This window comes from Paraburkholderia sp. CI2 (assembly GCF_014201055.1).
GTDB classification, from domain to species: Bacteria; Pseudomonadota; Gammaproteobacteria; order Burkholderiales; family Burkholderiaceae; genus Paraburkholderia; species Paraburkholderia tuberum.
Window position 1 is genome coordinate 26,137 of sequence record NZ_JACHDL010000024.1, and the last position, 24,725, is coordinate 50,861.

Here is a 24,725-nt window from a genome sequence, read left to right on the forward strand (position 1 = left end):
GCGCCCTGCACTCAGCGCGCACTCAGCGCGCCGCCAGCGCCCGTTGCGCGAGTTGCGCGATATGCAGTGCGTGTCGCCCTGTGCCGTGCTCGATCTGCTCGCGACAACTGAAGCCGTTGGTCAGCACGATCGTTTCCGCATTCGCCGCCATAGCGTCGCGCACGGCCTCAAACATCTCCTCGCCGATCTTTTCCGACAACGCGTGATGCTCGATGTTGAAGCCGAACGATCCCGCCATCCCGCAGCAGCCGGTATCGAGCAGCTTCCATTTGACGCCGAGCTTGTTCAGCAACGCCGTGTCGCCCTGCATGCCGAATAGCGCCTTCTGATGACAATGGCCATGCACGATCACATCGGCCGCGAGCGTCGGCCACTCGAACGGCTGACGCGCGACGAAATCGGCAAACAGATATGTTTGCGCGGACAGCTTCTTCGCCAACGCATGATCGGGGAGTTGCTTCAGCAACTCGTCCTTGAACACCGATAGACAGCCAGGTTCCAGACCGACCAGCGGCACGCCGGCGGCGATGTCGTCCGCGAGGTCGTCGACGATATGCGTGAGCAGCTCGCGCGCGCGTTCGAGCAGGCCGAAGTCGTACAGCGGACGCCCGCAACACAAACGTTTCTTCGGCAATACGACGTGCCAGCCGAGTTGCGTGAGCACCTCAGCGGCGGCCTGCGCGATCTCGGGCGTGAAGTGCTCGTTGAATGTATCGACCCACAGGATCACCTTCTTTGCGTCGCCGCCGAGCGCATCAATCGCGGATGCTTGCGACGACGCACTCCGTCTATAAGTTGCAGCGGCGAACCGCGGCAACGCACGCGTTTGCGCCACACCCGCGATCCATTTGCCGAGCGCGGACAAAACGGGCGCCGTCGTCAGAAAGTTCGTCGCGTGCGGAAAACGTGCGGCCCACGGTGCCCATTCGCCGATCCGCCCCATGAACAGCGCCTGACGCGGCCGACGATTGTTCTCATAGTAGTGGGAAAGGAACTCCGCCTTGTACGACGCCATGTCCGTATGCGTCGGGCAATCGGACTTGCAGCCCTTGCATGCGAGGCAGGTATCGAGCGCTTCTTTCACTTCGCGGCTGTTCCAGCCGTCGGCGATCACGTCGCCTTGCAGCATTTCCCAGAACAGATGCGCGCGCCCGCGCGTCGAGTACTTTTCCTCGCGCGTGCCGCGATAGCTCGGACACATCGTGCCGCCTTCGAGCGAGCGGCATTTGCCCATGCCGATGCAGCGTTCGATCGCACGCTGAAAGCCGTCGCCTTCCTGGCTCGCGAACGCGAGCTTCGTATGCAGCGTCACCGGCTTGTACGCAGGGCCCATGCGCAGGTTTTCGTCGGCGCGGTATGCATGCACGACTTTGCCCGGATTCAGACGATTCGCCGGGTCCCAGATCGCCTTGAACTGCTCCATCGCCTGCATCAGCTCGGGGCCGTACATGATCGGCAGAAACTCGGCCTTCGCCTGGCCATCGCCGTGTTCGCCCGACAGCGAGCCGCCGAATTCGACCACCAGTTCCGCCGCTTCGCGCAAGAACCCGCGCCACGTCGCGATACCTTCCGCGCTGCGCAGATCGAACGTGATGCGCGCGTGCACGCAGCCGTCGCCGAAATGGCCGTACAGGCTCGTCTCGTAGCCATGGCGATCGACGAGCGCCTGAAACGCGCGCAGATAATCGCCGAGCCGCAGCGGATCGACCGCCGCGTCTTCCCAGCCGACGACCGGATCGGGCTTGTCGCGATCCACTGACAACGCGACCGCCGACGCCCCTGTCTCGCGAATCGACCACACCTTCGCCTGCAAGGCGCGATCTTCGACGAGCATCGTCGAGATTTGCTGCCCGGCCGCGCCCGATTGGAAATACGCGGCCGCGTCGCGTGCCTGTTGCAGCACCTCGTCCTGTGTGTCCGCGCCGAATTCGAGCACGACCCACGCATCGCCTTCGGGCAGCAGTGCGATCTCGTCCTTCTTCAGGCCGCGCGACTGCAAGCCGCGAATGATCGCGCGGTCGAGTCCCTCGACCGCGATCGGCCCGCAGCGCATGAAATGCGGCACCGCGTCCGCCGCCGTATAGATGTCGGTGAAGCCGACCACGACGATCACGCGCCTGGCCGGACTCTTCACGAGCCTCACTTTCGCCTGCAACGTGACCGCGCACGTGCCTTCGCTACCGACGAGCGCACGCGCGACGTTGAAGCCGTTTTCCGGCAGCAGTTGATCGAGATTGAAGCCCGACACGCGCCGCTTGATCTGCGGGAATTTCGCGCGAATCCGTTCGGCGTAGGTGTCGCGCAGTTGCTTGAGCGCCGCGTAGATTTCGCCTTGTCGGCCACCCGCCGCGATGATGCGTTCGAGTTCTTCCCCGGAGGTCGGGCCGACCCAGAAACGCGCGCCGTCGAAGGTCGCGATTTCGAGCGCTTCGATGTTCTCGACGGTCTTACCGGCCATCACCGAATGCGCGCCGCACGAGTTGTTCGCGATCATGCCGCCGAGCGTGCAGCGACTATGCGTGGCGGGATCGGGTGCGAACGTGAGGCCGTGCTGTTCGGCGGCATCGCGCAAGGAGTCGCACACCACGCCCGGCTCGACGACCGCGACGCCCGCGAGCGGATCGATCGAGACGACGCGGTTCAGATACTTGCTCGCGTCGGCCACGACCGCGACGTTCACGCATTGGCCGTTCTGCGACGTGCCGCCACCGCGCGCGAGAAACGGCACGTCGTTGCGACGGCATGCGGCGAGCGTTGCGAGCAGATCGTCGATATCGGCCGGCACCACGACACCGAGCGGGACTTGCCGATAGTTCGACGCGTCCGATGCGTACAATGCTTTGGAACCCTGATCGAATCGCACCTCGCCGCGCACGTGCTGGCGCAGGTCGCTTTCGAGCGCCTGCAATAGCTCCGCGCTGGCCGAGAAAGGCGTGGCGACACGCGGTTCATGCAAAGCGCCCCGCTGCGCGCCAACCCGCCGCTCTTCATCCAATGACAATGACGTCCCCACTGCGCACCTCGTCTGCGATGCCGGCGCTCGCGCCGCCGTAAGCGCTCAGGCCGCCTGGCTCGCGGTCATCCGGAAGATGCCCTGTGCGTTGCCCGCGTCGAAACGCAGGTCCGTTTCCCAGCGGCGCGCGTCCTGATCGAAACTGCGCTTGCGCGTAATGAATTCGTAGAACGAGCCCGGCACGTCGCGCGTGACGACGCTGCCGTCGGCCGCGCAAAATTCACGCTGCACGACATCCGCGCGATACGCGGTCTGGAACACGCGGCCCGAACGCGAATGCTCGACTTCGGGCTTCATCGGCCGACCCTTCGCCTTCTGTTCGTCCGACAACTTGAAGACGTCCGCGACGCGATCGGTCGCGTGATTGAACGCGTTACCTTCGGTCGCGATCCACGCCATCTCCGCCGATTCCTTCAACAATACTTCGTAATCGGCTTCGCGTGGCATGTCGTGCTGACGCGCGAACGCACCGACGATCACCGGTAGCAACTCCTGCGCCGCATCGAGCGGCAGCACGCCATCGCGTTCGAGTTCCCACAAGAGGCCATGGGCGCGCGGCGTCAACGGATCGCGCGAGGCACCGATCACGTTCGTCACCGCCTGCTGGAACGCCGCGGAAAAACGCTCCGGGTGCAGTTCGCTGACGAAGAACTGCGCGATCTCGTCGGCGGCGTCCTCATGCGCCCACGCGCGGCCTGTCATGCCGAGACGATCGAGCGGGTAACGGCCGTTGATCCGAAAGCCGAGCGGCCGCAGGATGCGCGCGAACGCGGCCTCGCCGGGCGGCAGCGCGCCGCTGTGCGGCCAGCGCACGGTGCGCAGCGCGCCATGATCGAAGTACACGCTGCCGCCGGCGGCGACGGTTTCCTCCGTATAGCGGCGGCCGTTTTCCGAGCGCGCGAGCAGATCGTCGAACAGCGCCATGTTCATCGCCTGTGCGAGTTCGGCGCGCGTGACGCTGCCGCTTTCCCACTCGTTCAACACACGCGGATGATTCAGCGTCGCAAAAAGGCGCGCGGCTTTCTCCGCGCCCAGCAGCTTCACCAGCAGTTGTTCGACGTTCGCATTCTTCAGGTTTCGCATCCGGCTTCTCCACGCTATACGTTGAGCGCTGCACGAGCGCCTCATAACGGGCGAAATTATTCAAAATGCGCTGTGCCCCGTAAAGCGAGATAAACTCGCCACTTGATGCGTTTCTGGAATTAACGTGCGAAAGTTCAAGATTCCCAACATGGGCGCGCTGCTCGCGTTCGAAGCCGCCGCGCGGCACCAGAGCTTCACGCATGCGGCGCGCGAACTGTTCCTCACCGAAAGCGCGGTGTCGCGACAGATCAATACGCTCGAAAGCAATCTCGGCGTGCGGCTGTTCGTGCGCGTCAAGCAACGCGTGGTGCTGACGCGTGCGGGCAAGGTCTACAGCGCGCAGGTGAGACGCTCGCTCGAACACCTCGATCGCGACACGCTATCGATCATCGCGCACGGCAGCGGCGGCGGCTATCTGGAACTCGCGGTATTGCCGACGTTCGCATCGCAATGGCTGATTCCGCGCATGGCCACATTCAATGAACAATACCCGGACGTACGCGTGAACATGGGCGTGCGTACCGCGACGTTCCCGTTCGCCGAGACGCATTTTGAAGCGGCAATTCACTACGGCAAGCCGACGTGGCCGGGTACGTCGGCCGATTTTCTGTTCCGCGAGGAAGTGGTGCCGGTCTGCGCAGAGAGTCTGCTGAAGCGGCCGGTCCGCAATGTCGCCGAACTACTCAATTATCCGCTGCTGCATTCGACGACGCGACCCGACGGCTGGGCGAGCTGGTTCGCGAATTTCGGCGTCGACGACAGCCGCACGATGCAGGGCGTGCGCTACGAACTGCACACGATGCTGATCAGCGCTGCCGCAGCCGGACTCGGCATCGCGCTGGTGCCGCGCTTTTTCGTCGACACGCAGTTGCAGCAGTTCGGTCTCGTGATTCCGTTCGACACACCCGCGCTCGCCGAGGCCGCGTACTACCTTGTCTATCCGACCGAGTTGAGTCACGGCAAGCCGCTCGCGAGTTTCCGCGAGTGGCTGCTGCGTCAGGCCGCCGCATACGGCGCGATTTATCCGGAGTTGGTGGAGCGGCCCGAGGGGGCGTGAGGTGACGAAAGCCGCATGCGTAAGTGATCCAATCACGCATGCGACTACGCGCAGTGTTCAGCTGCCGGTGCGCGCCTGGGCCAATGCGGCGAGATTGCCTTCGCCGAAGCCATGATGTCCCTGGCGTTGCACGATCTCGAAGAAAATCTCGCCGGCGCGGCGGCGCACGAAGGTCTGGAAAAACAGCAGCGGCACGCCGTCCGCGCCGATCTCGCCATCGACGAGCACATGCGTGCGCCGCAGTCGCTCGACATCGAGCCCGTGGCCCGGCAAACGTGCATCGAGCTGATCGTAATAGCGCGGCGGCGGCTCGACGAATTCGACGCCGTTCGCGAGCAGACGCTCGACGCACGCGAAGATGTCGTCGGTGGCGAGCGCGATGTGCTGCACGCCTTCGCCCGGATGATCGGGCAAATACTCGTGCATCAGGTTGGTCCGGCCCGTGCCTTCCTCGTACAGCGGCACGCGGATCGCGCCGCACGGCGACACCATCACGCGCGATTCCGCCGACACATGCCAGTTGGCGTGCAGCTCGTGGATCTCGCGGAAATTCAGCAGGTCGCGATAGAAGTCGATCCACTCCTGCATGCGGCCTTCGCCAACGGTTTGCGTCAGATGGTCGACCGCGATCAGGCCGCTGCCCGCGTGATTCAGATCGGCTGCGGCCGTGTCGATTTCGATGGGCCGGAAGTCGATGTCGAAGATCGAGATATCGCCGAGGCCGCCGCGCTGACCGCCTCGCCCGCGCCAACGATCGACGAAATAGATGTGCGAATCGCCGATGCCTTGAATGGCCGGAATCAGCAGTTCGCCGGCACCGAGGCGTTCGCCTTCGAACGCCCACGCGCCGAGTTCCACCGCGCGTTCGAACGCGCGCTGCGCGTCGGCGACGCGAATCCCGATCGCGCAGATGCCGACCCCGTATTCTTCCGCGTAGCGCGCTGCGAACGAATCGGGCTCCGCGTTGATCAGGAAATTCATCTCGCCCTGGCGATACAGCGTCACATCCTTGCTGATATGACGCGCGATCGCCTTGAAGCCGAGCCGCGTGAAGGTCTCGCCGAGCGCCTGCGGATCGCGCGCGGCGAACTCGACGAACTCGAGGCCGGCCGTGCCGAGCGGATTGTGCTGCGGCGCCAATACGGCGCGCTGCGCGGCCTCTGGAGTGGGCAAGTCGCTGGGCATGGCAATCTCCTTGTACGGTCTTTCGACGCGGGGCCGGTCTTTCCGGGTTCGGCGCGAAGTGTTCCGGTCGTTCGCGAGGGGCTGCGTGGTGCGTGCTCGCTCGTGGCGCGCACGCGGCGTGCCGCAGGAACAACGGTCTGCGGCGGCTTTCGCTCGGTGTTTTTACACCGGGTCGCGGGGCGTTCGCAACCGTCTGCCCCGCGCGACCTCGCGCACCGCCTCGATGAACGCGCGTCCCACCGTCGACGGCTGCGTATCCGAGCGACGAATCAGCCCCACCGGCTCGCCTGTGCCCGCAAACGGCAGCGGCAAGCGCACCAGCATGCCGTGCGCGAGTTCGTATTCGACCGCGCTTTGCGGCACGAACCACACCGCGCCGTTTTCGAGCGTCAGCGCGCGCCCCGTCGATACCGACAACACCTCGACGAACGCCGACAACGGCGGCACGCCCCACGCGCCGAGCAGGCTCTCGGCCGATTGGCGGATCAGCGTGCCGAACGGCGGCAGCACGATCGGAAATTCCTCCAGCGACGTGGCGGGCAAGGCCTTCCCTTGCGCCAGCGGATGCCCGGCGCGCACGACCGCGATCAGCGGCTCGGTAAACAGTTGCTCGAAACTCAGGCCGACCATCCGCTCCGGGTCCGCGAGGCGGCCGATCGCGAATTCGATCGACCCCGCTTTCAGGCGTTCGAGCAATTCCGGATTTGCGCCGGTCGCGAGGCGCACGATCACGCGCGGCCACTGCGTCGCGAACTGTCTCAGCACGGGCGGTACCAGCACCGCGGCGACAGTGGGCAGCACACCGACTTCGAGCGTCGCGGCGGCCGCGCCCTCGGCCCGCGCAAGCAGATCGACGCCCTGACGCAGCGCGCTCACGCAGGCGCTCGCGTGCGGCATGAAAAGCTGCCCCTCGCGCGTCGGCACCGCGCCGTGACGGCCGCGCTCGAACAGCTTCACGCCGAGAATGGTCTCCAGCTCGGCGACCGTCTTCGATACCGCCGGCTGCGTGATGGACAAACTGTCCGCCGCCCGCTGGACGCTGCCGAACTGCGCGACGGCCAGAAAGCACTGGAGATGACGGAATTTGACGCGGCTATCCGCGAGACTGCGTTGCATAACGGAAGGTTATACGAAACGGGCAAAAACGTCATTTTTCATAACCACACGCTTTGTATAAAGTGCGAGTCATAACGTCGCATCCCGCGATTCCTCCAACGGAGACACCTCATGGAAGATTCAATTCTTTCGCCGCGAGATTTCGCGTCCCATCCCGAGTACATCTATCCGCCGTACGGTTCGTCGGTCAAACGCGGTCCGTCGCGTCCGCTGATTCCGCTGAAGGAGCGGCTGCGCGACCAGCGCGTACCGGTCTACGGCACCGACGACCTCGACCCGCTCGACAGCGACCTGACCCGCAACGCGGTGCGCAATGGCGAACCGCTCGGCGAGCGCATCATCGTGACGGGCCGTGTGCTCGACGAAGGCGGCCGCCCGGTGCGCAACACGCTGGTGGAAGTGTGGCAAGCGAACGCCGCCGGCCGCTATGTGCACAAGGCCGACCAGCACGACGCGCCGCTCGACCCGAACTTCCTCGGCGCGGGCCGCTGCATCACCGACAACGAAGGCCGTTACCGCTTCATGAGCATCAAGCCGGGCGCGTATCCGTGGGGCAACCATCCGAACGCCTGGCGTCCGCAGCACATCCATTTCTCGCTGTTCGGCGACCACTTCGGCTCGCGTCTCGTCACGCAGATGTACTTTCCCGGCGATCCGCTGCTCGCATTCGACCCGATCTACCAGGGCACGCCCGAGCACGCCCGCGAGCGCATGATCTCGAAGTTCTCGCTCGACACCACGCAAGAGGCCTACGCGCTCGGCTACGATTTCGACATCGTGCTGCGCGGCCCGAACGAAACCCCGATGGAGCGCTAAGCCATGACGACTCTCAAGCAAACGCCTTCGCAAACCGTTGGTCCGTACTTCGCCTACGGTCTTTGTCCGCAGCAATACGATTTCGACTTCAAGAGCCTGTTCACGAACGTTCTGGCCGACATGGAAGCGGCCGGCGAGCACATCACGATCGTCGGTCAGGTGTTCGACGGCGACGGCAAGGTGATCGGCGACGCGATGATCGAGATGTCGCAAGTCGACTCGAACGGCCACTATCCGGAATCGCGCGAAGAAATTTTGAAGACCGGCTTTCACGGCTTTGCGCGCGTCGGTACGGGCACGGATCCGCACAAGCGCTTCATCGTCGAGACGGTGAAGCCGGGCCGCGCGAATCCCGACGAAGCGCCGCACATCGACGTAATCCTGACGATGCGCGGCATGCTGCTGCACACGTTCACGCGCATCTATTTCGAGGACGAAGCGCAGGCGAACGAGCAGGACACCGTGCTGGCGTCGGTGCCGGCCGAGCGCCGTAATACGCTGATCGCGCGCCGCGTTGCCGGTACGGCCAACGTGTATCGCTTCGACATCCACATGCAGGGCGATCAGGAAACCGTGTTTTTCGACCTGTGATGCGCGATTCGTCGCGAGACTCCGAGCAGTAAAGATCGAGCCCGCCTTGCGCGGGCTTTTTTTCGCGCGGGCGTTTCGCGGTGCGCCTGCGCGCGCTCAGCAGCGGAAATGATCGATGCTTTGTCCGGCGTGAATCGCGCGCGCGAGCCACGCCGGTTTATCGCCGCGACCGTCCCACGTGTTACCGAACGCGTCGCGATACAGCACCGCGGCCACGGCGTTCGCATCGGCTTCGAGCGATTCGGCCAGCGCTTCGAATGTGATGCCGTGGTCGTCCATGCGTCGGCGGATCCACGCGATCATGCGCTCGCGCAGGTTCTCGTCGCGTTCGAACAGTCGTTGTTGTCCTTCTCGTTGTTTCATAACGTATTGGTGTCGCAGCTCTTGCTGGCATTAGACAAACGGGCAACTCGCATAGCAACGCGAGGCTCGTGCGTAATTCAATTTGAATGGAAGCAATTCGACGAATTCACGCGATCCATGCAAATGCGTGAAAACCCGCATTTGCTAGTGATGCCTGTCAGATCCTGAATTAAAGCGCCTGAAGTAAAGCGCCTGAGTTGAAGCGCTGGGATCAACCGAATCGGCTACTCGAAAAATCGGCGTGGCTCGAATTGCGCCCGTGTTTCGCGTCGTGCGTCGCCTCGTCGTGACGAGGGAGCTTCCGCGTATGGAAAGTCATTCTAGCATTCGATGTATTTTGGCCGCAGCAAAGAACTTTTTCTAATTTCACTGATTGCACGACTTCCGGGTTTTCGGTATTCGTGGCTTCCGCCGCGCGATTGGCGGACAATGCGAGACTCTGTATTCGCCCAGAACATCTGGCATCGGCCCGACGTCAGGAGACACGACCATGCCCGCCTCGACCGCCATCCTCACGATCCTCGCCGCGCTGCTATTGGGCGCGATGAGTCCGGGGCCCAGCTTCGTCATCGTCGCACGCAATGCGATCGGTCTGTCGCGCGGCGACGGTCTCGCGACAGCGCTCGGCATGGGTATCGGCGGTGTGTTTTTTAGCGGCATCGCGCTGCTCGGGCTCTATACGCTGCTCGCGACGGTCGAATGGCTCTACGTCGGGCTGAAAGTGGCCGGCGGCGTCTACCTGGTCTATCTGGCGTCGAAAATCTGGCGCGGCGCCGCGAAGCCGCTCGCGTTCAGCGAAACGCAAACCGGCAGCGGCGGCAATCCGCGCAAGTCGTTCTGGATCGGCTTGAGCACGCAGCTCAGCAATCCGAAAACGGCTGTCTATTACGGCAGTATCTTCGCTGCGCTGCTGCCGCAGCATCCGCCGGTGTGGTGCTATTTCGCGCTGCCGCCGGCGATCTTCGCGATCGAGGCGGGCTGGTACACGATCGTCGCACTGTGCTTTTCGAGCCAACGGCCGCGCGAAATCTATCTGCGCTGGAAGGGGTGGATCGATCGGATCGCCGCGAGCGCGGTGACCGCGCTGGGCCTGCGGCTGATTTTTAACGCGCACAAGGTGGGAATTTGACGGCAACACGAAGCGGCGCGCACCGTCGCGACTCGATGCGCGCCACTCGCGCCGCCCTGAATCAGCGGTAATCGCGGCGCGTTACCCTTTCCCCTCCGCCTTGATCCGCGCGCGCAACTCGAACTTCTGGATCTTCCCCGTCGACGTCTTGGGCAACTCGCCGAAGCGCACCGCCTTCGGCAACTTGTAGCCGGCCAGAAACAGCCGGCAGTGCGCGATGATTTCCTCCTCGGTCACCTGCGCGCCTTCCTTCAACTCGATGAACGCGCACGGCACCTCGCCCCACTTCGGATCGGCCATCGCGACCACCGCCGCCACCGACACCGCGGGATGCCGGTACAGCGTGTCCTCGACCTCGATGCTCGAAATGTTCTCTCCGCCCGAAATGATGATGTCCTTGCTGCGGTCGCGGATGCGGATATAGCCGTCGGCCGTGCGCACGCCGAGATCGCCGGTATGGAACCAGCCGCCTTCGAAAGCCGCTTCGGTCGCGCGCTCGTTCTTCAGATAGCCCTTCATGCAGATGTTGCCGCGAAACATGATCTCGCCGATCGTTTCGCCGTCGTCCGGCACCGGCGCGAGCGTGTCCGCATCGAGCACCGCGACCGCCGCCTGCAGGTGATAACGCACGCCCTGGCGCGCGGTCAGGTCGGCGCGGATTTGATCGTCGAGCGCGTCCCATTCGTCCTGCTTCGCGCAGACGGCCGCCGGCCCGTAGGTTTCGGTGAGCCCGTACACGTGCGTCAGATCGAAGCCGATCTGCTTCATCTTCGCGATCACCGCGGGCGGCGGCGCGGCGCCCGCGACCATCGTCGACACGCGATGCGTGATGCCCCCGCGCCATTCGGCCGGCGCATTCACGAGCGAACTCTGTACGATCGGCGCTCCGCAGTAATGCGTGATGTGTTCGCGGCGAATCAACTCGAACACGATCTTCGCGTCGAACTTGCGCAGACAGACGTTGACGCCCGCGCGGGCGGCCACCGTCCACGGAAAGCACCAGCCGTTGCAGTGGAACAGCGGCAGCGTCCAAAGATAGACCGCGTGCTTCGGCATGTCCCATTCGAGAATGTTGCTCAGCGCGTTCAGATATGCGCCACGGTGATGGTAGACGACGCCCTTCGGGTCACCGGTCGTGCCCGATGTGTAGTTCAGCGCGATCGCGTCCCATTCGTCGGCGGGCGGGGTCCACTCGAAGGACGGGTCACCGCTTTGCAGGAACTGCTCGTAGTCGGTCGCGCGAATGAACTGCGCGGCGTCGGCGGGCTGCGCGTCGGCCACGCTGATCACGCGGAGCTCCGGGAATTCTAGCGCCGCGCGATGCGCGAACTCGCCGTATTCGGTGTCGACGATCAGCGCCTTCGCCTCACCGTGGCGCAGCATGAACAGCAGCGTCGCGACGTCGAGCCGCGTGTTCAGTGTATTCAGCACGGCGCCGGCCATCGGCACGCCGAAGTGCGCCTCGACCATCGGCGGGATGTTCGGCAGCAGCGCGGCGACCGTGTCGCCGCGGCCGATGCCGGCCTCGTGCAGCGCGCTCGCGAGCCGCCGCGCACGCTCATAGGTCTCGCGCCAGTTGCGACGGATCTCCCCATGGACGATCGCGAGCCGCTCGCCATACACTTGCGCTGCGCGCACGAGGAAATCGATCGGCGTCAACGGGACATAATTGGCCTCGCGCCGCCCGAGGCCTTCGTCGAACATGTGCTGTGTCATTGCTTCGTCTCCTGAGGCGCGGGCCGCGCCGCCGATTGTTGTGACCGTGTTCTATGAAAGAACCAGGGCCTAGCCTAGCAATTGTCGTCATGAACTGTCTGTCATTCAAATGACAGAGTGGCGCCACTGACGCCCCGCCTTGACCTGGCTCAGCCGGCACCGCTCCCAAACCGCTTATCGCCGATGACCGACGCTCCGCTGACTGACCGCGCCGACACCCGGCCGCCCCAACGTGTCGCGCCCGCCGACCTCGCGCGACTGTTCGTCGCGTGCGCGTGGTTTCGCGCGCTCGCCGCCGATCATCAGGCGATGGTGCTCGCCAGCGCACACGCCGAGCACTTTGAAGGCGGTGCGTGGATCGCCCGCCGCCAGCAACCGTCCGACTATTGGATCGGCGTGCACTCGGGGCTCGTCAAGCTCGCTATCTACAACGCGTCGGGCCGCAGCTGCACACTGTCGGGCGTGCCGCCGGGCGGCTGGTTCGGCGAAGGCAGCGTGATCAAGCGCGAATTGCGCAAATACGACGTGGCCGTGATCCAGCCGTCGCTCGTGATGTTCGTGCCGTCCGCGACCTTCCATGCGTTGCTCGAATCGAGTCTGCCGTTCGCGGGCTTCGTGATCCGGCAATTGAACAACCGGATGGGGGAATTCATCGCGTCGATCCAGAACACCCGGCTGCTCGACGTGGACGCACGCGTCGCGCAATCGCTCGCTCAGCTGTTCAATCCGGATCTGTATCCGGACACGGGTCGCACACTGGCGATTTCACAGGAAGAAGTCGGTCTGCTCGCGGGAGTGTCGCGGCAGCGCATCAATCAGGCGCTGCAGAACCTCGAGAAGCTGCGGATTTTGCGACTGTCGTATAACCGGATCGAGGTGCTCGATCTCGAGCGGCTGGCTGCGTACGGGCGGGAACAGATCTAGCGGCGCGACTGGCGCTCGCTACCCGGCGCGCACGCCGCCCTTGCGCGTCGCGCGCGTTTCGAGAGCGTCGTCGGTCTTGAACAGCGCGAGCATGATCGCGCTCAACACGCCCGTTTTTTTCCAGCGCAGATAGTAGCGATGCGCGGTCTGGTACGGGACGTAGTGCTCGGACATTGCGCTCCACGGCGCGCGCGTGTGCAGCACCCACATCACGCTGTTGAGCACGTGGCGAATTTCGATCGGCGGACGACCACGGCGCGGGCCGTCATCATGCAAGGTTTCAGGTAACAGCGGCGCGACCCGCTGCCATTGCTCGTCGGTCAGCTCCTGAACGACTGGCGAGGTCGCGATGGATTCGGAAGATGGACTATTCATGCGTGAAAGCGCACGCGTAAAACGCGTGCTGGCGTCGCTCCGAAAGTCGTGCCGATACGTCAATTCGCTCGAGACTACTCGAAGCTTGCCTGGGAGAAAGTCAATTTTTGTCACCAGGAACGGCGCAATTGTCAAAAATGGCAATAGGTCATTGCGCGAGAGCGGCGATGGCGCGGCACGGACGGTGATCTATCATCGGCGCGCCCGGCGGCGCCCCACTCGGCGCGCGCCGCGTCCGGCGCATTTTTTTCAAAGGCCTGACGGTGGCCGCGATGTACTCATTCGGCACGAACTCGGAATCGACCGGCGGCGGCGGCTTCTCGGGCCAGATGCCAAGCCATCTCGGCGCGGGCAACATGTACGGCTTCACGCTGTCGTACGTGGCGGGTCCGCTATCGGTCGCGGCCGGCGTGCAGCAGAACAGCGACAACAGCAATCACAAGCAGACCATCTTCAACGCGAACGCGGTCTATGCGTTCAGCTCGACGAAGCTGTACGTCGGCTATCTGCATTCGAAGGACGACACCGGCTTCGTCGACAGCGCGCTCGCGCAGCAGACGCTCGTGCCGGGCGTCGATATCGTCAAGGGCTCGGGCCGCATCGACAACGGACCGTTCGCCGGCGTCACGTGGCAGACCACGCGCGCGCTGACGCTGACGGGCGCCGCGTACTACGACCACATGTCGAACGCGGCGATCGGCGCTGGTCAGCTCGGCAGTGGCTATCGCTACACGTTCGTCGCACTGGCCGAGTACGCGCTGTCGAAGCGCACCGAGGTGTACGGCACCGTCGATTTCGACAAGGTGTCGGGCGCGGCGTCGGTCGAACTGCCGGGCCGCGACAACCAGACCGGCGTTGCGCTCGGTTTGCGGACAATTTTCTGAATCGTTTCACGTCGTCATGGCAAAACGGGCGTCCCCAGGGACGCCCGTTTTTTTCGCCTCGCATACGGAAACCGGCTCACCGGTCTGCCGCGCGCATAAAAAAAGGTGCCGCGAACGGCACCTTTCTGTACTACAGGCAGCTTCTGCTGAAGCTTAGAAGCGGTGACGCAGACCGACCGTAGCAGCCGTCTGGTTCTTCGACGACGAGGTCGGAACCGTGTTGTCGCCGCTGTAGATCGAAGCCACGCCGCCGTCACCCATTGCGTGCTGGTACACAGCCTGAGCGTAGACGTCGGTGCGACGCGACAGAGAGTAGTCAGCCTGCAGGCCGATCTGGTGGTAACGGGTCTTCATGTCGTTACCGTCGGCGTTGATGCCGTAGCCGCGCGCGTCGGTGAACGTGTACGCGACGCCGAGAGCCATAGCCGGGGTCACGTTGTACTTGCCGTTGATTTCGTAGTTGTTGGTGTGGCCTTGACGCTGACCAGGAGCTTCACCAACCAGGTTGTCGACGCGCGATTGCGTCCATGCCACGCCAACCAGCGCCGGGCCGAAGCCGTACGAAGCGCCTGCGCCGAACTGACGCTGACGGAAGTCGCCTTGCAGCACGCCCGCGGTGTTCGCCAGAACGCCGTCCGATGCGCCGCTTGCGTTAGCAGCCGGGTTGTTTTGCTGAGCGTAGGCAGCACCGAGGTGCAGGCCTTGCCACTGGTATGCGGCGCCCAAGCTGTACTGACGGTTGTTTGCGAAGCCACCAGCCTGGTTCGAGAAGCCGTACGTGCCGCCGAACGTGAAGCCAGCGTAGTTAGCGCTCGAGTACTTGACCGAGTTGTTGACCGACAGACCACCGTTGGTGTTCAGGTTGTCGTTGTTGAACGGGTGCGCGAAGTACGTGCCGCCCCAGCTGCCCGTTGCGGTCAGCGGTGCCAGGTAGTCCTGCGCTGCGTCGTACTGGCGACCCAGCGTGACCGTACCGAATTGCGAGCTCGACAGACCGACGAAGGCCTGGCGGTTGAACATGCCGTTGTTGTTAGCGTACTTGCCGTTGTTGATGTTGAAGCCGCTTTCCAACGTGAAGATTGCCTTCAGACCGCCGCCCAGATCTTCCGAACCACGCAGGCCGAACATGCTCTGGTTGATGCCGCCGCTACCTGCTGCCCACTTGGAGTTGTGGGCAACGTTGCTGGTGTACGTCAGACCTGCGTCGAGCAGACCGTACAGGGTCACGCTGCTTTGTGCGTGAGCGACCGAAGCGAACGATGCGGCAGCCGAAACGACGATGAGACTCTTTTTCATGGGAACTCCAATTCGAAAAATTTATACGGGGAGCAGGACCTGCTTCAGCAGCCGATGCATCGCATTTGCCGCCGCCCGCTTGGCCGAACCGTGGGGATCGACCGGGCACCCTTGAAGCGAAGCGTGAGTGTAGGGGGACACCCTGGTACCGACGCAGGCAATTCACGCAACAGGATTTTTCGAATTTCGCAACAATGTTGGACCCGATGGGGATAACTTCTTGTTTTTCCACCGTTTATTGCAAGATCTAGGTGCCGGATCGCCAGCTCCACCCAAAACGAATTTGCAACGCGTCAATATTCTAAGTTGCGCGTTTGCAACAGTGCTTTAATACGCGTGACGTAATCGGGTCGGAGCAAATTGACGAAAAGACCGGCCGATATTTTTTGTAATCAAATGGTTGAAGGGACGGTTTTCCGGGTCGTGTGAGATTTATTTTTGGAGCGTCGGAACTTAATAGAGTTAAATGCAGTCTTGCTCGCGCACCCGCCAATTAATGGTTTCCGGCGGGGCGATTAACTCATCGAATCACCAAGACGGCTTATTCACCTAATCTTTATTGACCGAGGCAAGCAATCGCTGCCGCCCCCGGGCAGCGCAACGGTTCGAGCCCACCGCGTCGAATCGGCATTCACTATTGAGACACTGCCATTGCGGCGGTCTTCTGATTTCTCGCTTTAGCGAGCACCCTCTGTCACGTCTCTATAAGATGCGCGTGCGATTCGAAAAAACCTTCAGCATGGGCGTTGCCCGGAGGTGAATTGCGACGCCGGCCGCCGCGTGACAAGACCCGCGCTGAAAGCGGACGGCATGCATCAACAAGCCTTCCGCATTCAATTAACGGCGGGGTTGCGCCCGCTTTTACACGGAGTTTCCCTGATTACGCGTGATCACCGCTTATGGCTGGCGCGGAGCGCGCTTAAGCGCCTCCTCGTCCGCGGGCGAGGCCCGGCGCGAGCGGGTCGGTGTCGGGCGGTGTGTGGCGCAACGGACGCGGCTCGCCGGGGTTGAGGCTGGGCACTGGGTCGCCCAGCTGAGGCAGCCGAAGGCCGCCCAAAAACAAAAAAGGGTTCCGGAATTCGGAACCCTTTTTTCGATACTTTGGTGGGCCGGGTGGGGTTCGAACCCACGATGTCCTTTCGGAGGTGGATTATGAGTCCACTGCCTGCAACCAACACGGCGTCCAGCCCAAGAAAAAAGACCCGGTCGTGAAGGCCGGGCCCGTTTCGTCGATTGGCCGACATACTACACGAAAAAGGAGCCTCCGCAACCGCTTCGCTTCGGCGAAACGACCGGGAGGCCCCTTTGATCGCATCATTTGCGGCCAACCGCGGCCGTCGCCGTCAATTCCCTTCGAGGAATGACTTCAGCTTGTCCGAACGGCTCGGATGACGCAGCTTGCGCAGCGCCTTCGCCTCGATCTGACGAATTCGCTCACGCGTCACGTCGAACTGCTTACCGACTTCTTCGAGCGTGTGATCCGTGCTCATCTCGATACCGAAACGCATGCGCAACACCTTCGCTTCGCGCGGCGTCAGCGAATCGAGCACGTCCTTGACGACGTCGCGCATACTCGCGTGCAACGCCGCATCCGCCGGGGCGACCGTGTTCGTATCTTCGATGAAGTCGCCCAGATGAGAATCGTCGTCGTCACCGATCGGCGTTTCCATCGAGATCGGCTCCTTCGCGATCTTCATGATCTTGCGGATCTTGTCTTCCGGCATTTCCATCTTCTCGGCCAGCGTCGCCGGATCCGGCTCGAGACCGGTTTCCTGCAGGATCTGACGCGAGATGCGGTTCATCTTGTTGATCGTTTCGATCATGTGAACCGGAATCCGGATCGTGCGCGCCTGGTCGGCGATCGAACGCGTAATGGCCTGACGGATCCACCACGTCGCATACGTGGAGAACTTGTAGCCGCGACGGTATTCGAACTTGTCCACCGCCTTCATCAGGCCGATGTTGCCTTCCTGAATCAGGTCGAGGAACTGCAGACCGCGGTTCGTGTACTTCTTCGCGATCGAGATCACGAGACGCAGGTTGGCCTCGGTCATTTCGCGCTTCGCCTGGCGCGCCTTAAGCTCGCCGGCCGCCATCTGACGGTTGGTTTCCTTCAGGTCCTTCAGCGGCAGTACCACGCGCGCCTGCAGATCGAGCAGACGTTGCTGCTGTTCGCGGATCGCCGGAATGTTGCGCGTGAGGATCGCGCTATACCCGTGACCTTCGGCGACGATCTTGTCGGCCCATTCGAGGTCCGTCTCGCTGCCCGGGAAACGCGCGATGAATTCCGCACGCGGCATGCCGCACTTGTCGACGACCGTATGCAGGATCTGACGCTCGACCTGACGCACTTCATCCACCTGCGCGCGCAGCGTGTCGCACAGACGTTCGACGGTACGCGCGGTGAAGCGGATCGTCATCAGCTCGTTCTGGATGGTTTCCTGCGCCTTCAGATACGACTTGGACTTGTAGCCTTCCTTCTCGAACGCGCGACGCATCTTGTCGAACCATTCGCTGATCGACGCGAATTTTTCGAGCGACGCGCGCCGCAGCGCTTCGAGCTGCGCGGCGTTGGCGGTGGCTTGCGCCGCGCCATCGTCTTCTTCCTCGTCCTGTTCGTCCTCTTCCTCGGCTTCCTCGTCTTCATTCTCGATCGCTTCCGCCTCCTGCGCGGAGAAGCCGTCGGCGTCTGCCGCGTCGGCGTCGATCAGACCGTCGACGAGTTCGTCGATGCGCGCTTCGTCGTTGGCGACGCGCTCGGCCATCGCGAGAATGTCGGCGATCGTGGTCGGGCACGCGGAGATCGCCATCACCATGTGCTTCAGGCCGTCTTCGATGCGCTTCGCGATTTCGATTTCGCCTTCACGCGTAAGCAGCTCGACCGTGCCCATTTCGCGCATGTACATACGCACGGGATCGGTGGTGCGGCCAAATTCGGAGTCGACGGTGGACAGCGCGACTTCAGCTTCCTCTTCGACTTCGTCGTCTGACGAAGCCGCGGGCGCGTTGTCGTTGAGCAGCAGCGTTTCAGCGTCCGGGGCCTGTTCGTAGACCGCGACGCCCATGTCGTTGAACGTGCTGATGATGCCTTCGATCGCCTCGGTCTCGGTGAAGTTGTCCGGCAGGTGATCGTTGATTTCAGCGTACGTGAGGAAGCCGCGCTCCTTGCCGAGCTTGATCAGGGCGCGCAGCTTGGAGCGACGCTCCTCGAGTTCCTCCACCGTGCCAGGCTGCGACGACGCGAACGCATCCTTCAGCAGCGCTTTTTCCTTTGCACGACGGTCGCGAGCCTTGACCTTCTCCGGCTTGCCCGGTGCGGCGGCAGCGGTTTCTTCGGTCTGGGTTGCATCGTCATCGACGGGTACTTCATTCAGCTTTTTCGTCATGGAGTTCGCCGTACCGGCTGTAGTCTCGACCCCCGGCTGTTGGACAACAGCCGGTTGAACCGTGGATACTGAAGTCACGCGCGCTACCGCATCGTCCTGAACGGCAGCCGCTTCCCTTGCGCTTCTGACACCCGCCCGCTTGGCAGCCGGCGGTGCTACAGCTTTCGCCGCCCGAACCGGTGCGGCCTGCGCGGCCGCAGTGGTCGACGACTTCTTCCCGGCAGCCGGTGCAACGCTGACAGCAGACGTTCTTCTGGCGGATGCAGTCAGCCTGGCTTCGGTAACTTTTCCGGTGCGCTCTTTAGCGCGTGAGCCCGTTGCATGATTTCCGCCTGTCGTCTTTGCCATCGCATCGCCTTTCGCCTTTGCTAGGAAAACCCTTGAAAAACAAACCGCTAGAAACTTTTGATTATACCACCCGAGGTTTCGGCCTCTCCGCTACAGCCCGAGTTGACGCTTCATGTCGGCCCGCTTCCGGTTGAGCTCCGAAAACTCGGCAAACTCTTCCGGCGTATGCCGCGACTGTCGCGAAAGCTGTTCGAGACGATCGCAATAAGCGTCGTATCGCATCTTCAAAATCGCGGCTTTCAGCTCCTCGCCGACAATTCGTTCCTGCTCGCGCCGTTCCTCGATGACGGCCGCGTCCTGCGGGTCTTTCAGCAGCAAATCCCGGACGTTTTCATCATAGTCTAGAATTTTGCGAAAGATTTCCTCGAAAGTTGGGGCGTTCGCGCCATTTCGCAAGAGATCGGACAACAACTGGAACGCTGCCGAATCGCCTAGGGCTCGCGCGTGCGTCGTCACTTCCGCGAACAGTTCGCCGTGCCGGGTCACGGTGAGCAGCGCCTCTTCGGCCGCTTCGTCGAGCATCGCGACCGTGCGCGGATACATCACCAGATTGCGCAGCGTCTTTTCCTCGATGCCGGTCACGCTGCGCCGGTCCTTGCGGGCCGGCGCCTTGCGCGACGCGGCCGCGATCCGCGCGTCGACTTCGCAAAGCGCCGCGACTTCGCTGAATGGCACATCGAGCCGGTCTGCGAACATATGCATGATCTGCGCGCGCAGCGCATTGGCCGGCAACGCCTGCAGCAGCGGTTTCGCGTCGAACAGCGCGCGGGCCTTGCCTTCGGGCTGATCGAGCTCCTTGCCGGTCAACACCTCGTTGAGCATGAACTGCGACAACGGCATCGCCCGTTCGACCTGCTCGGCGAAAGCCTCGGTGCCGAACTCGCGCACGTAGCTGTCGGGATCATGCTCGCTGGGCAGGAACAGGAAACGGATCGTCCGGTTGTCGGCGGCGTGCGGCAGGCACGCATCGAGCGCGCGACGCGCGGCGCGCCGGCCGGCCGCGTCGCCGTCGAAACTGAAGATGACCGTATCGGTCTGGCGCATCAGTTTCTGCACATGAATCGGCGTGCAAGCGGTGCCGAGGGTCGCGACGGCGTTCTGGAAGCCCAATTGGGCCAGCGCGACCACGTCCATATAACCTTCGACGACCAGCACGTAATGTTGCTCTCGAATCGCAAGACGCGCCTCGAACAGCCCGTACAGCTCGCTGCCCTTGTTAAATAGCGGCGTTTCCGGTGAATTCAAATACTTTGGCTCGCCGCCGTCGAGCACGCGGCCGCCGAAGCCGATCACCTGCCCTTTGACATTGCGGATCGGAAACATGATCCGCTCGCGAAAGCGGTCGTAGCGGCGGTTCTGACCCTGCGCGTCCGACTTTTCGCTGACGATCACGAGACCCGCTTCGACCAGGGCGTCGTCGCGATAGTTCGGGAACGCCGCCTCGAGGTTTTGCCACCCGTCCGGCGCATAGCCGAGACCGAAGCGCGCGGCGACTTCGCCGGTCAGGCCGCGCTTCTTCAAATATTGGATCGCGCCCGGCGCACCGCGCAGTTGCTTACGGTAGTAGTCGCAGGCGGTCTGCATGAGATCGGACAGCGCGGTTGTCACGGCCTTCGATGCCGCCGGCGCGTAGCCGCCGCCAGCTCCGCCACCACCGCCGCCGCCATATCCGGGAGAAGGCTCGTGCGGTACGGTGAGACCCACCGATTGCGCGAGCTCGTTGACCGCTTCGGGAAACGACGCGCCCACGTGTTCCATCAGGAAACCGATGGCCGTACCATGCGCACCGCAGCCGAAGCAGTGATAAAACTGTTTAGTCGGACTAACCGTAAACGAGGGGCTCTTCTCGTTGTGAAACGGGCACAGCCCCATGAAGTTCGCGCCGCCCTTTTTCAGCTGCACATACCGGCCGACCACGTCGACGATATCGACGCGGTTGAGCAGGTCCTGCAGGAATGACGGTGGGATCACAGTAAATAACGCTGCCTGGAAAGCTTCAAAATCCAAGCCCGGAGCCCGGGCTCGACACCGCGCCCGGGCCCCGCGCCTCGCCTTCAGGAGGCGCGCGACCCGGACAAATCGACAGAGTTACTTAGCGAGCGCGGCCTTGACCTGTGCGGAGACGGCGGTCATGTCGGCGCGGCCGGCCAGCTTCGGCTTCAGCACGCCCATCACCTTGCCCATGTCCTGCGGGCCGGCAGCGCCGGTTTGCGCGACCGCCGCCTGCACCTCGGCAACGATTTCCGCTTCGGACATCTGCTCAGGCATGTACGCGGAAAGAATGGCCAACTCGGCCTTTTCCTTGTCCGCAAGATCCGTACGTCCTGCGGCCTCGAACTGGCTGATCGAATCCTTGCGCTGCTTGATCATCTTGTCGATGACGGAGGTTATGGCGGCATCGTCGAGCGTGACCCGCTCATCGACTTCACGCTGCTTGATCGCGGCGAGCAGCAGGCGGATCGTCCCGAGACGTTCGGTCTCGCGCGCCCGCATGGCGGCTTTCATATCGTCGTTGATCCGGTCCTTGAGACTCATCACTCACCTGAATTGCGTTGAAAAGTTGAAAAACCGGCCGGTCGACGGCGGCGATACCGCCGCATCAGCACAAAAACCCGCTTGGGACTTCTTCCTCAAGCGGGTTGGCGCAATTTTGCGTAGTGGATGCGACCCTGCCGGTTGGCCCGATGGGCCGGGTTTGTCATGATGACACCTGTCGTGCCGCCATCGGCTTGGATGCTGCCGCGCCGCGTACAGCGGGCAACGCCAGAATCAGTAGAGCTTCCTTGGCAGCATCTGGCCACGCAGACGCTTGAAATGACGCTTCACCGCCGCCGCTTTCTTGCGCTTGCGTTCGGCTGTGGGTTTCTCGTAAAACTCGCGAGCGCGAAGTTCCGTCAATAAGCCGTTTTTCTCCATGGTGCGCTTGAAACGGCGCATGGCGACTTCGAACGGCTCATTGTCTTTTACGCGGATGGTCGTCATTTTTCAATAACGGAACTTTGTAAAGGTTCAGGAGTATAGCAGAGCTTTCTCACAAAGCCATTGCGCCGTCAAGCCCCCGGGCATATTCGGCCGCCGCCTCGCCCGCCGCGACACCCGACGCCCACGCCCACTGGAAGTTGTAGCCGCCGAGCCAACCGGTCACGTCGACCGCCTCGCCGATGAAGTAGAGGCCCGGCACCCGCGCGCTCATCATCGTGGTCGATGACAAACCGCGCGTATCGACCCCGCCGCTCGTCACTTCGGCCTTGCGATAACCCTCGGTGCCGTTCGGCGTGACGGTCCAGCGCGACAGCGCCTCACCGATGCCGCGCAGCGCCTTGTCCGGCAGATCGGCGACGCGGGCCTCGGCGGCCACCTGGTGAGTGTCGAGCCACACGTGCGCGAGCCGCTGCGGCACCCATTCCGATAGCAGATTGGCGATCTGCCGCTTCGTGCCGCTTTTCGCGTCGATGAGCGCAGTCGCGGCGTCGCGCTCCGGCAGCAGATTGATGTGAATCGGCTCGCCGGGCTGCCAGTAGCTCGAGATCTGCAGCACGCCTGGGCCCGACAGGCCGCGGTGCGTGAGCAGCAGATCTTCGGTGAATTCGGCGCCGGTCTTCGTATTGCCAGTCGACAGCTGTACTTCAAGCGACACGCCCGATAGCGCCGCGAACGGCTCCCAGTCGGCCGGAGCGAAGGTCAGCGGAACCAGCGCGGGACGCGTGTCGATCAACTTGTGGCCGAACTGCCTGGCGATCCGGTACGCGAAATCGGTCGCGCCGATCTTCGGGATCGACAGACCGCCCGTCGCGATCACGAGCGCACGGGCGGCGATCGTGCCCGCCGTCGTGCCGAGCAGGAACTGTCCTTCGGCGTCCTGGCGCACCTCTTCGACCGACAGCGGCGTGCGCCATGCAACCCCGCCGGCGTCGCACTCGTTCTTCAGCACGTCGATGACCGCGTCGCTCGACTGATCGCAGAACAGCTGGCCCTTGTGCTTCTCGTGCCATGTCACGCGATGCTGCTTCAGCAGCGCCATGAAATCGCGCGGCGTATAGCGCGCGAGCGCCGAGCGGCAAAAATGCGGATTCGCCGACAGATAATTGGCCGGCCCCGCATACAGATTCGTGAAGTTGCACCGGCCACCGCCGGAAATGCGGATTTTTTCCGCGAGACGCTGCGAGTGGTCGATCAGCGCCACACGCCGGCCGAGTTGACCGGCCACGGCCGCGCACATCATGCCGGCCGCGCCCGCGCCGATCACCGCGATATCGAAGGATTCCATGGGGCCGCATTGTACCTGCCGGGCCCTCGCGTCCATGCCCGTGCTCAGCCGGCCGCCTGCGGCCGCCTGTCCGCGCTGGTATACTTTGTGGCTTACCTTTCACCTCCGGACGCGCGACGCGCGCGCCCGTCTCAAGCGATTCATCATGCTCGTTCTCGGCATCGAAAGCTCCTGCGACGAAACCGGTCTCGCGCTCTACGACTCGGAGCGCGGCCTGCTCGCGCACGCGCTGCATTCGCAGATTGCGATGCATCGGGAGTACGGCGGCGTCGTGCCGGAGCTTGCATCGCGCGACCATATCCGCCGCGCGCTGCCGCTGCTCGAAGAGGTGATGGAGCGCGCCGGCGTCGCGCGCGGCGACATCGACGCGATCGCTTACACGCAAGGGCCCGGGCTCGCGGGCGCGCTGCTGGTCGGCGCGAGCGTCGCGAATTCGCTGGCGATGGCGTGGAACAAGCCGACCGTGGGCATTCACCATCTCGAAGGGCATCTGCTGTCGCCGCTGCTCGTCGACGAGCCGCCGCCGTTCCCGTTCGTCGCGCTGCTGGTCTCGGGCGGCCACACGCAGTTGATGCGCGTGACGGCCGTCGGCTTCTACGAGACGCTCGGCGAGACGCTCGACGACGCCGCCGGCGAAGCCTTCGACAAAACCGCCAAGCTGCTGGGCCTCGGCTATCCGGGGGGCCCCGAAGTCTCGCGCATGGCCGAGTTCGGTACACCCGGCGCAGTCGTGCTGCCGCGCCCGATGCTGCATTCCGGCGACCTCGATTTCAGCTTCAGCGGCCTGAAGACCGCCGTGCTCACGCACGCGAACCGGCTGGGCGGTGCGAACATCTGCGAGCAGGCCAAGGCCGACCTCGCGCGCGGTTTCGTCGATGCCGCCGTCGACGTGCTGGCCGCGAAATCTCTAGCGGCGCTCAAGCGCACGAAGCTGAACCGGCTGGTGGTGGCGGGCGGCGTCGGCGCGAACCGGCAATTGCGCGAAGCGCTGTCGGCCGCCGCGCAGAAGCGCAATTTCTACGTCCACTACCCGGACCTGTCGCTGTGCACGGACAACGGGGCGATGATCGCGCTGGCCGGCGCGCTGCGTTTGCAACGCTGGCCCGAACAGGCCGGCCACGACTACGCGTTCACCGTGAAGCCGCGTTGGGATCTGACGTCGCTCGCGCACTGAAC

At 63.4% G+C, this 24,725-nt stretch carries 19 protein-coding genes, 1 tRNA gene and 1 pseudogene; 7 read left to right on the forward strand and 14 right to left on the reverse strand.

The window, feature by feature from the left end; genetic code table 11:
* Window positions 1-22 precede the first annotated feature (22 nt).
* Both HDG32_RS27320 and HDG32_RS27325 read right to left on the reverse strand, forming a co-directional pair.
* Entirely contained in the window at window positions 23-2,995 is a 2,973-nt protein-coding gene (locus tag HDG32_RS27320) for an FAD-binding and (Fe-S)-binding domain-containing protein (protein WP_184072223.1), read from the reverse strand.
* A gap of 63 nt (window positions 2,996-3,058) precedes the next feature.
* Window positions 3,059-4,096 carry a DUF1338 domain-containing protein gene (locus tag HDG32_RS27325; protein ID WP_184072163.1) on the reverse strand — a complete coding sequence of 346 codons (1,038 nt, stop codon included), beginning with the start codon at window positions 4,094-4,096 and terminating at the stop codon, window positions 3,059-3,061.
* Window positions 4,097-4,220: 124 nt separating this feature from the next.
* Here HDG32_RS27325 and HDG32_RS27330 point away from each other — a divergent pair, with 124 nt between their 5' ends.
* The gene (locus tag HDG32_RS27330) at window positions 4,221-5,153 is read left to right on the forward strand and encodes a LysR substrate-binding domain-containing protein (protein ID WP_184072164.1); all 933 of its coding nucleotides are present in this window, start codon (window positions 4,221-4,223) and stop codon (window positions 5,151-5,153) included.
* Between the two features lie 57 nt (window positions 5,154-5,210).
* Here HDG32_RS27330 and HDG32_RS27335 read toward each other — a convergent pair whose 3' ends face one another.
* Together HDG32_RS27335 and pcaQ are read right to left on the reverse strand one after the other, a co-directional pair.
* On the reverse strand, window positions 5,211-6,338 hold the full coding sequence (locus tag HDG32_RS27335) for a 4-hydroxyphenylpyruvate dioxygenase family protein (protein WP_184072165.1): 1,128 nt from the start codon (window positions 6,336-6,338) through the stop codon (window positions 5,211-5,213).
* Between the two features lie 162 nt (window positions 6,339-6,500).
* Window positions 6,501-7,454 (reverse strand): pca operon transcription factor PcaQ, encoded by a 954-nt coding sequence (pcaQ, locus tag HDG32_RS27340; protein ID WP_090808443.1) that lies wholly within the window; start codon window positions 7,452-7,454, stop codon window positions 6,501-6,503.
* Window positions 7,455-7,565: 111 nt separating this feature from the next.
* Here pcaQ and pcaH point away from each other — a divergent pair, with 111 nt between their 5' ends.
* Both pcaH and pcaG read left to right on the forward strand, forming a co-directional pair.
* A complete protein-coding gene (gene pcaH / locus HDG32_RS27345) occupies window positions 7,566-8,270 on the forward strand; it encodes a protocatechuate 3,4-dioxygenase subunit beta (RefSeq protein ID WP_184072166.1) in 705 nt (234 codons plus the stop codon).
* A gap of 3 nt (window positions 8,271-8,273) precedes the next feature.
* Window positions 8,274-8,861, forward strand: coding sequence for a protocatechuate 3,4-dioxygenase subunit alpha (gene pcaG, locus HDG32_RS27350; RefSeq protein WP_184036265.1), 588 nt, complete (start codon window positions 8,274-8,276; stop codon window positions 8,859-8,861).
* 96 nt (window positions 8,862-8,957) lie between these two features.
* Here the strand turns inward: pcaG and HDG32_RS27355 are convergent, their stop codons facing one another.
* Window positions 8,958-9,224: an H-NS family nucleoid-associated regulatory protein gene (locus tag HDG32_RS27355; protein WP_090808437.1), complete on the reverse strand. Its 267-nt coding sequence runs from the start codon at window positions 9,222-9,224 to the stop codon at window positions 8,958-8,960.
* A gap of 490 nt (window positions 9,225-9,714) precedes the next feature.
* Here HDG32_RS27355 and HDG32_RS27360 point away from each other — a divergent pair, with 490 nt between their 5' ends.
* Window positions 9,715-10,353, forward strand: a complete 639-nt coding sequence (locus HDG32_RS27360; protein WP_184072167.1) for a LysE family translocator — start codon at window positions 9,715-9,717, stop codon at window positions 10,351-10,353.
* An 81-nt stretch (window positions 10,354-10,434) separates the two neighbouring features.
* On the opposite strand, the gene HDG32_RS27365 is transcribed toward HDG32_RS27360, so the two are convergent.
* The gene (locus tag HDG32_RS27365; protein ID WP_184036247.1) at window positions 10,435-12,069 is read right to left on the reverse strand and encodes an acyl-CoA synthetase; all 1,635 of its coding nucleotides are present in this window, start codon (window positions 12,067-12,069) and stop codon (window positions 10,435-10,437) included.
* A gap of 183 nt (window positions 12,070-12,252) precedes the next feature.
* Between HDG32_RS27365 and HDG32_RS27370 the strand changes: the two genes are divergently transcribed.
* A complete protein-coding gene (locus HDG32_RS27370; RefSeq protein ID WP_184072168.1) occupies window positions 12,253-12,993 on the forward strand; it encodes a Crp/Fnr family transcriptional regulator in 741 nt (246 codons plus the stop codon).
* Window positions 12,994-13,011: 18 nt separating this feature from the next.
* On the opposite strand, the gene HDG32_RS27375 is transcribed toward HDG32_RS27370, so the two are convergent.
* Window positions 13,012-13,368, reverse strand: a complete 357-nt coding sequence (locus HDG32_RS27375; RefSeq protein WP_184072169.1) for a transposase — start codon at window positions 13,366-13,368, stop codon at window positions 13,012-13,014.
* A 248-nt stretch (window positions 13,369-13,616) separates the two neighbouring features.
* On the opposite strand from HDG32_RS27375, the pseudogene HDG32_RS27380 reads away from it, so the two are divergent.
* Window positions 13,617-14,252: pseudogene (locus HDG32_RS27380) on the forward strand (porin); the annotation flags it as partial.
* A gap of 153 nt (window positions 14,253-14,405) precedes the next feature.
* Here the strand turns inward: HDG32_RS27380 and HDG32_RS27385 are convergent.
* From HDG32_RS27385 to HDG32_RS27415, 7 genes are all read right to left on the reverse strand, one after another.
* Window positions 14,406-15,548 (reverse strand): porin, encoded by a 1,143-nt coding sequence (locus HDG32_RS27385; protein WP_090808426.1) that lies wholly within the window; start codon window positions 15,546-15,548, stop codon window positions 14,406-14,408.
* 1,102 nt (window positions 15,549-16,650) lie between these two features.
* A tRNA-Ile gene (locus HDG32_RS27390) sits at window positions 16,651-16,738 on the reverse strand.
* Between the two features lie 153 nt (window positions 16,739-16,891).
* Window positions 16,892-19,282 carry an RNA polymerase sigma factor RpoD gene (gene rpoD, locus HDG32_RS27395; RefSeq protein WP_184072170.1) on the reverse strand — a complete coding sequence of 797 codons (2,391 nt, stop codon included), beginning with the start codon at window positions 19,280-19,282 and terminating at the stop codon, window positions 16,892-16,894.
* 90 nt (window positions 19,283-19,372) lie between these two features.
* Window positions 19,373-21,253: a DNA primase gene (gene dnaG / locus HDG32_RS27400; RefSeq protein WP_184072171.1), complete on the reverse strand. Its 1,881-nt coding sequence runs from the start codon at window positions 21,251-21,253 to the stop codon at window positions 19,373-19,375.
* Window positions 21,254-21,370: 117 nt separating this feature from the next.
* A complete protein-coding gene (locus HDG32_RS27405; protein ID WP_184057455.1) occupies window positions 21,371-21,817 on the reverse strand; it encodes a GatB/YqeY domain-containing protein in 447 nt (148 codons plus the stop codon).
* Between the two features lie 234 nt (window positions 21,818-22,051).
* Entirely contained in the window at window positions 22,052-22,264 is a 213-nt protein-coding gene (rpsU, locus tag HDG32_RS27410; RefSeq protein ID WP_018424196.1) for a 30S ribosomal protein S21, read from the reverse strand.
* A gap of 49 nt (window positions 22,265-22,313) precedes the next feature.
* Window positions 22,314-23,549: an NAD(P)/FAD-dependent oxidoreductase gene (locus HDG32_RS27415; RefSeq protein WP_184072172.1), complete on the reverse strand. Its 1,236-nt coding sequence runs from the start codon at window positions 23,547-23,549 to the stop codon at window positions 22,314-22,316.
* A 145-nt stretch (window positions 23,550-23,694) separates the two neighbouring features.
* Between HDG32_RS27415 and tsaD the strand changes: the two genes are divergently transcribed.
* The gene (gene tsaD, locus HDG32_RS27420; RefSeq protein ID WP_184072173.1) at window positions 23,695-24,723 is read left to right on the forward strand and encodes a tRNA (adenosine(37)-N6)-threonylcarbamoyltransferase complex transferase subunit TsaD; all 1,029 of its coding nucleotides are present in this window, start codon (window positions 23,695-23,697) and stop codon (window positions 24,721-24,723) included.
* Window positions 24,724-24,725 lie beyond the last annotated feature (2 nt).

Excerpts from the sequence above, each read along its gene's own strand:
- HDG32_RS27325 (WP_184072163.1), bottom strand. The coding sequence starts at position 4,096 with ATGCGAAACCTGAAGAATGCGAACGTCGAACAACTGCTGGTGAAGCTG.
- HDG32_RS27335 (WP_184072165.1), bottom strand. The coding sequence starts at position 6,338 with ATGCCCAGCGACTTGCCCACTCCAGAGGCCGCGCAGCGCGCCGTATTG.
- pcaQ (WP_090808443.1), bottom strand. The coding sequence starts at position 7,454 with ATGCAACGCAGTCTCGCGGATAGCCGCGTCAAATTCCGTCATCTCCAG.
- pcaH (WP_184072166.1), top strand. The coding sequence starts at position 7,566 with ATGGAAGATTCAATTCTTTCGCCGCGAGATTTCGCGTCCCATCCCGAG.
- pcaG (WP_184036265.1), top strand. The coding sequence starts at position 8,274 with ATGACGACTCTCAAGCAAACGCCTTCGCAAACCGTTGGTCCGTACTTC.
- HDG32_RS27355 (WP_090808437.1), bottom strand. The coding sequence starts at position 9,224 with ATGAAACAACGAGAAGGACAACAACGACTGTTCGAACGCGACGAGAAC.
- HDG32_RS27360 (WP_184072167.1), top strand. The coding sequence starts at position 9,715 with ATGCCCGCCTCGACCGCCATCCTCACGATCCTCGCCGCGCTGCTATTG.
- HDG32_RS27365 (WP_184036247.1), bottom strand. The coding sequence starts at position 12,069 with ATGACACAGCACATGTTCGACGAAGGCCTCGGGCGGCGCGAGGCCAAT.
- HDG32_RS27370 (WP_184072168.1), top strand. The coding sequence starts at position 12,253 with ATGACCGACGCTCCGCTGACTGACCGCGCCGACACCCGGCCGCCCCAA.
- HDG32_RS27375 (WP_184072169.1), bottom strand. The coding sequence starts at position 13,368 with ATGAATAGTCCATCTTCCGAATCCATCGCGACCTCGCCAGTCGTTCAG.
- HDG32_RS27385 (WP_090808426.1), bottom strand. The coding sequence starts at position 15,548 with ATGAAAAAGAGTCTCATCGTCGTTTCGGCTGCCGCATCGTTCGCTTCG.
- rpoD (WP_184072170.1), bottom strand. The coding sequence starts at position 19,282 with ATGGCAAAGACGACAGGCGGAAATCATGCAACGGGCTCACGCGCTAAA.
- HDG32_RS27405 (WP_184057455.1), bottom strand. The coding sequence starts at position 21,817 with ATGAGTCTCAAGGACCGGATCAACGACGATATGAAAGCCGCCATGCGG.
- rpsU (WP_018424196.1), bottom strand. The coding sequence starts at position 22,264 with ATGACGACCATCCGCGTAAAAGACAATGAGCCGTTCGAAGTCGCCATG.
- HDG32_RS27415 (WP_184072172.1), bottom strand. The coding sequence starts at position 23,549 with ATGGAATCCTTCGATATCGCGGTGATCGGCGCGGGCGCGGCCGGCATG.
- tsaD (WP_184072173.1), top strand. The coding sequence starts at position 23,695 with ATGCTCGTTCTCGGCATCGAAAGCTCCTGCGACGAAACCGGTCTCGCG.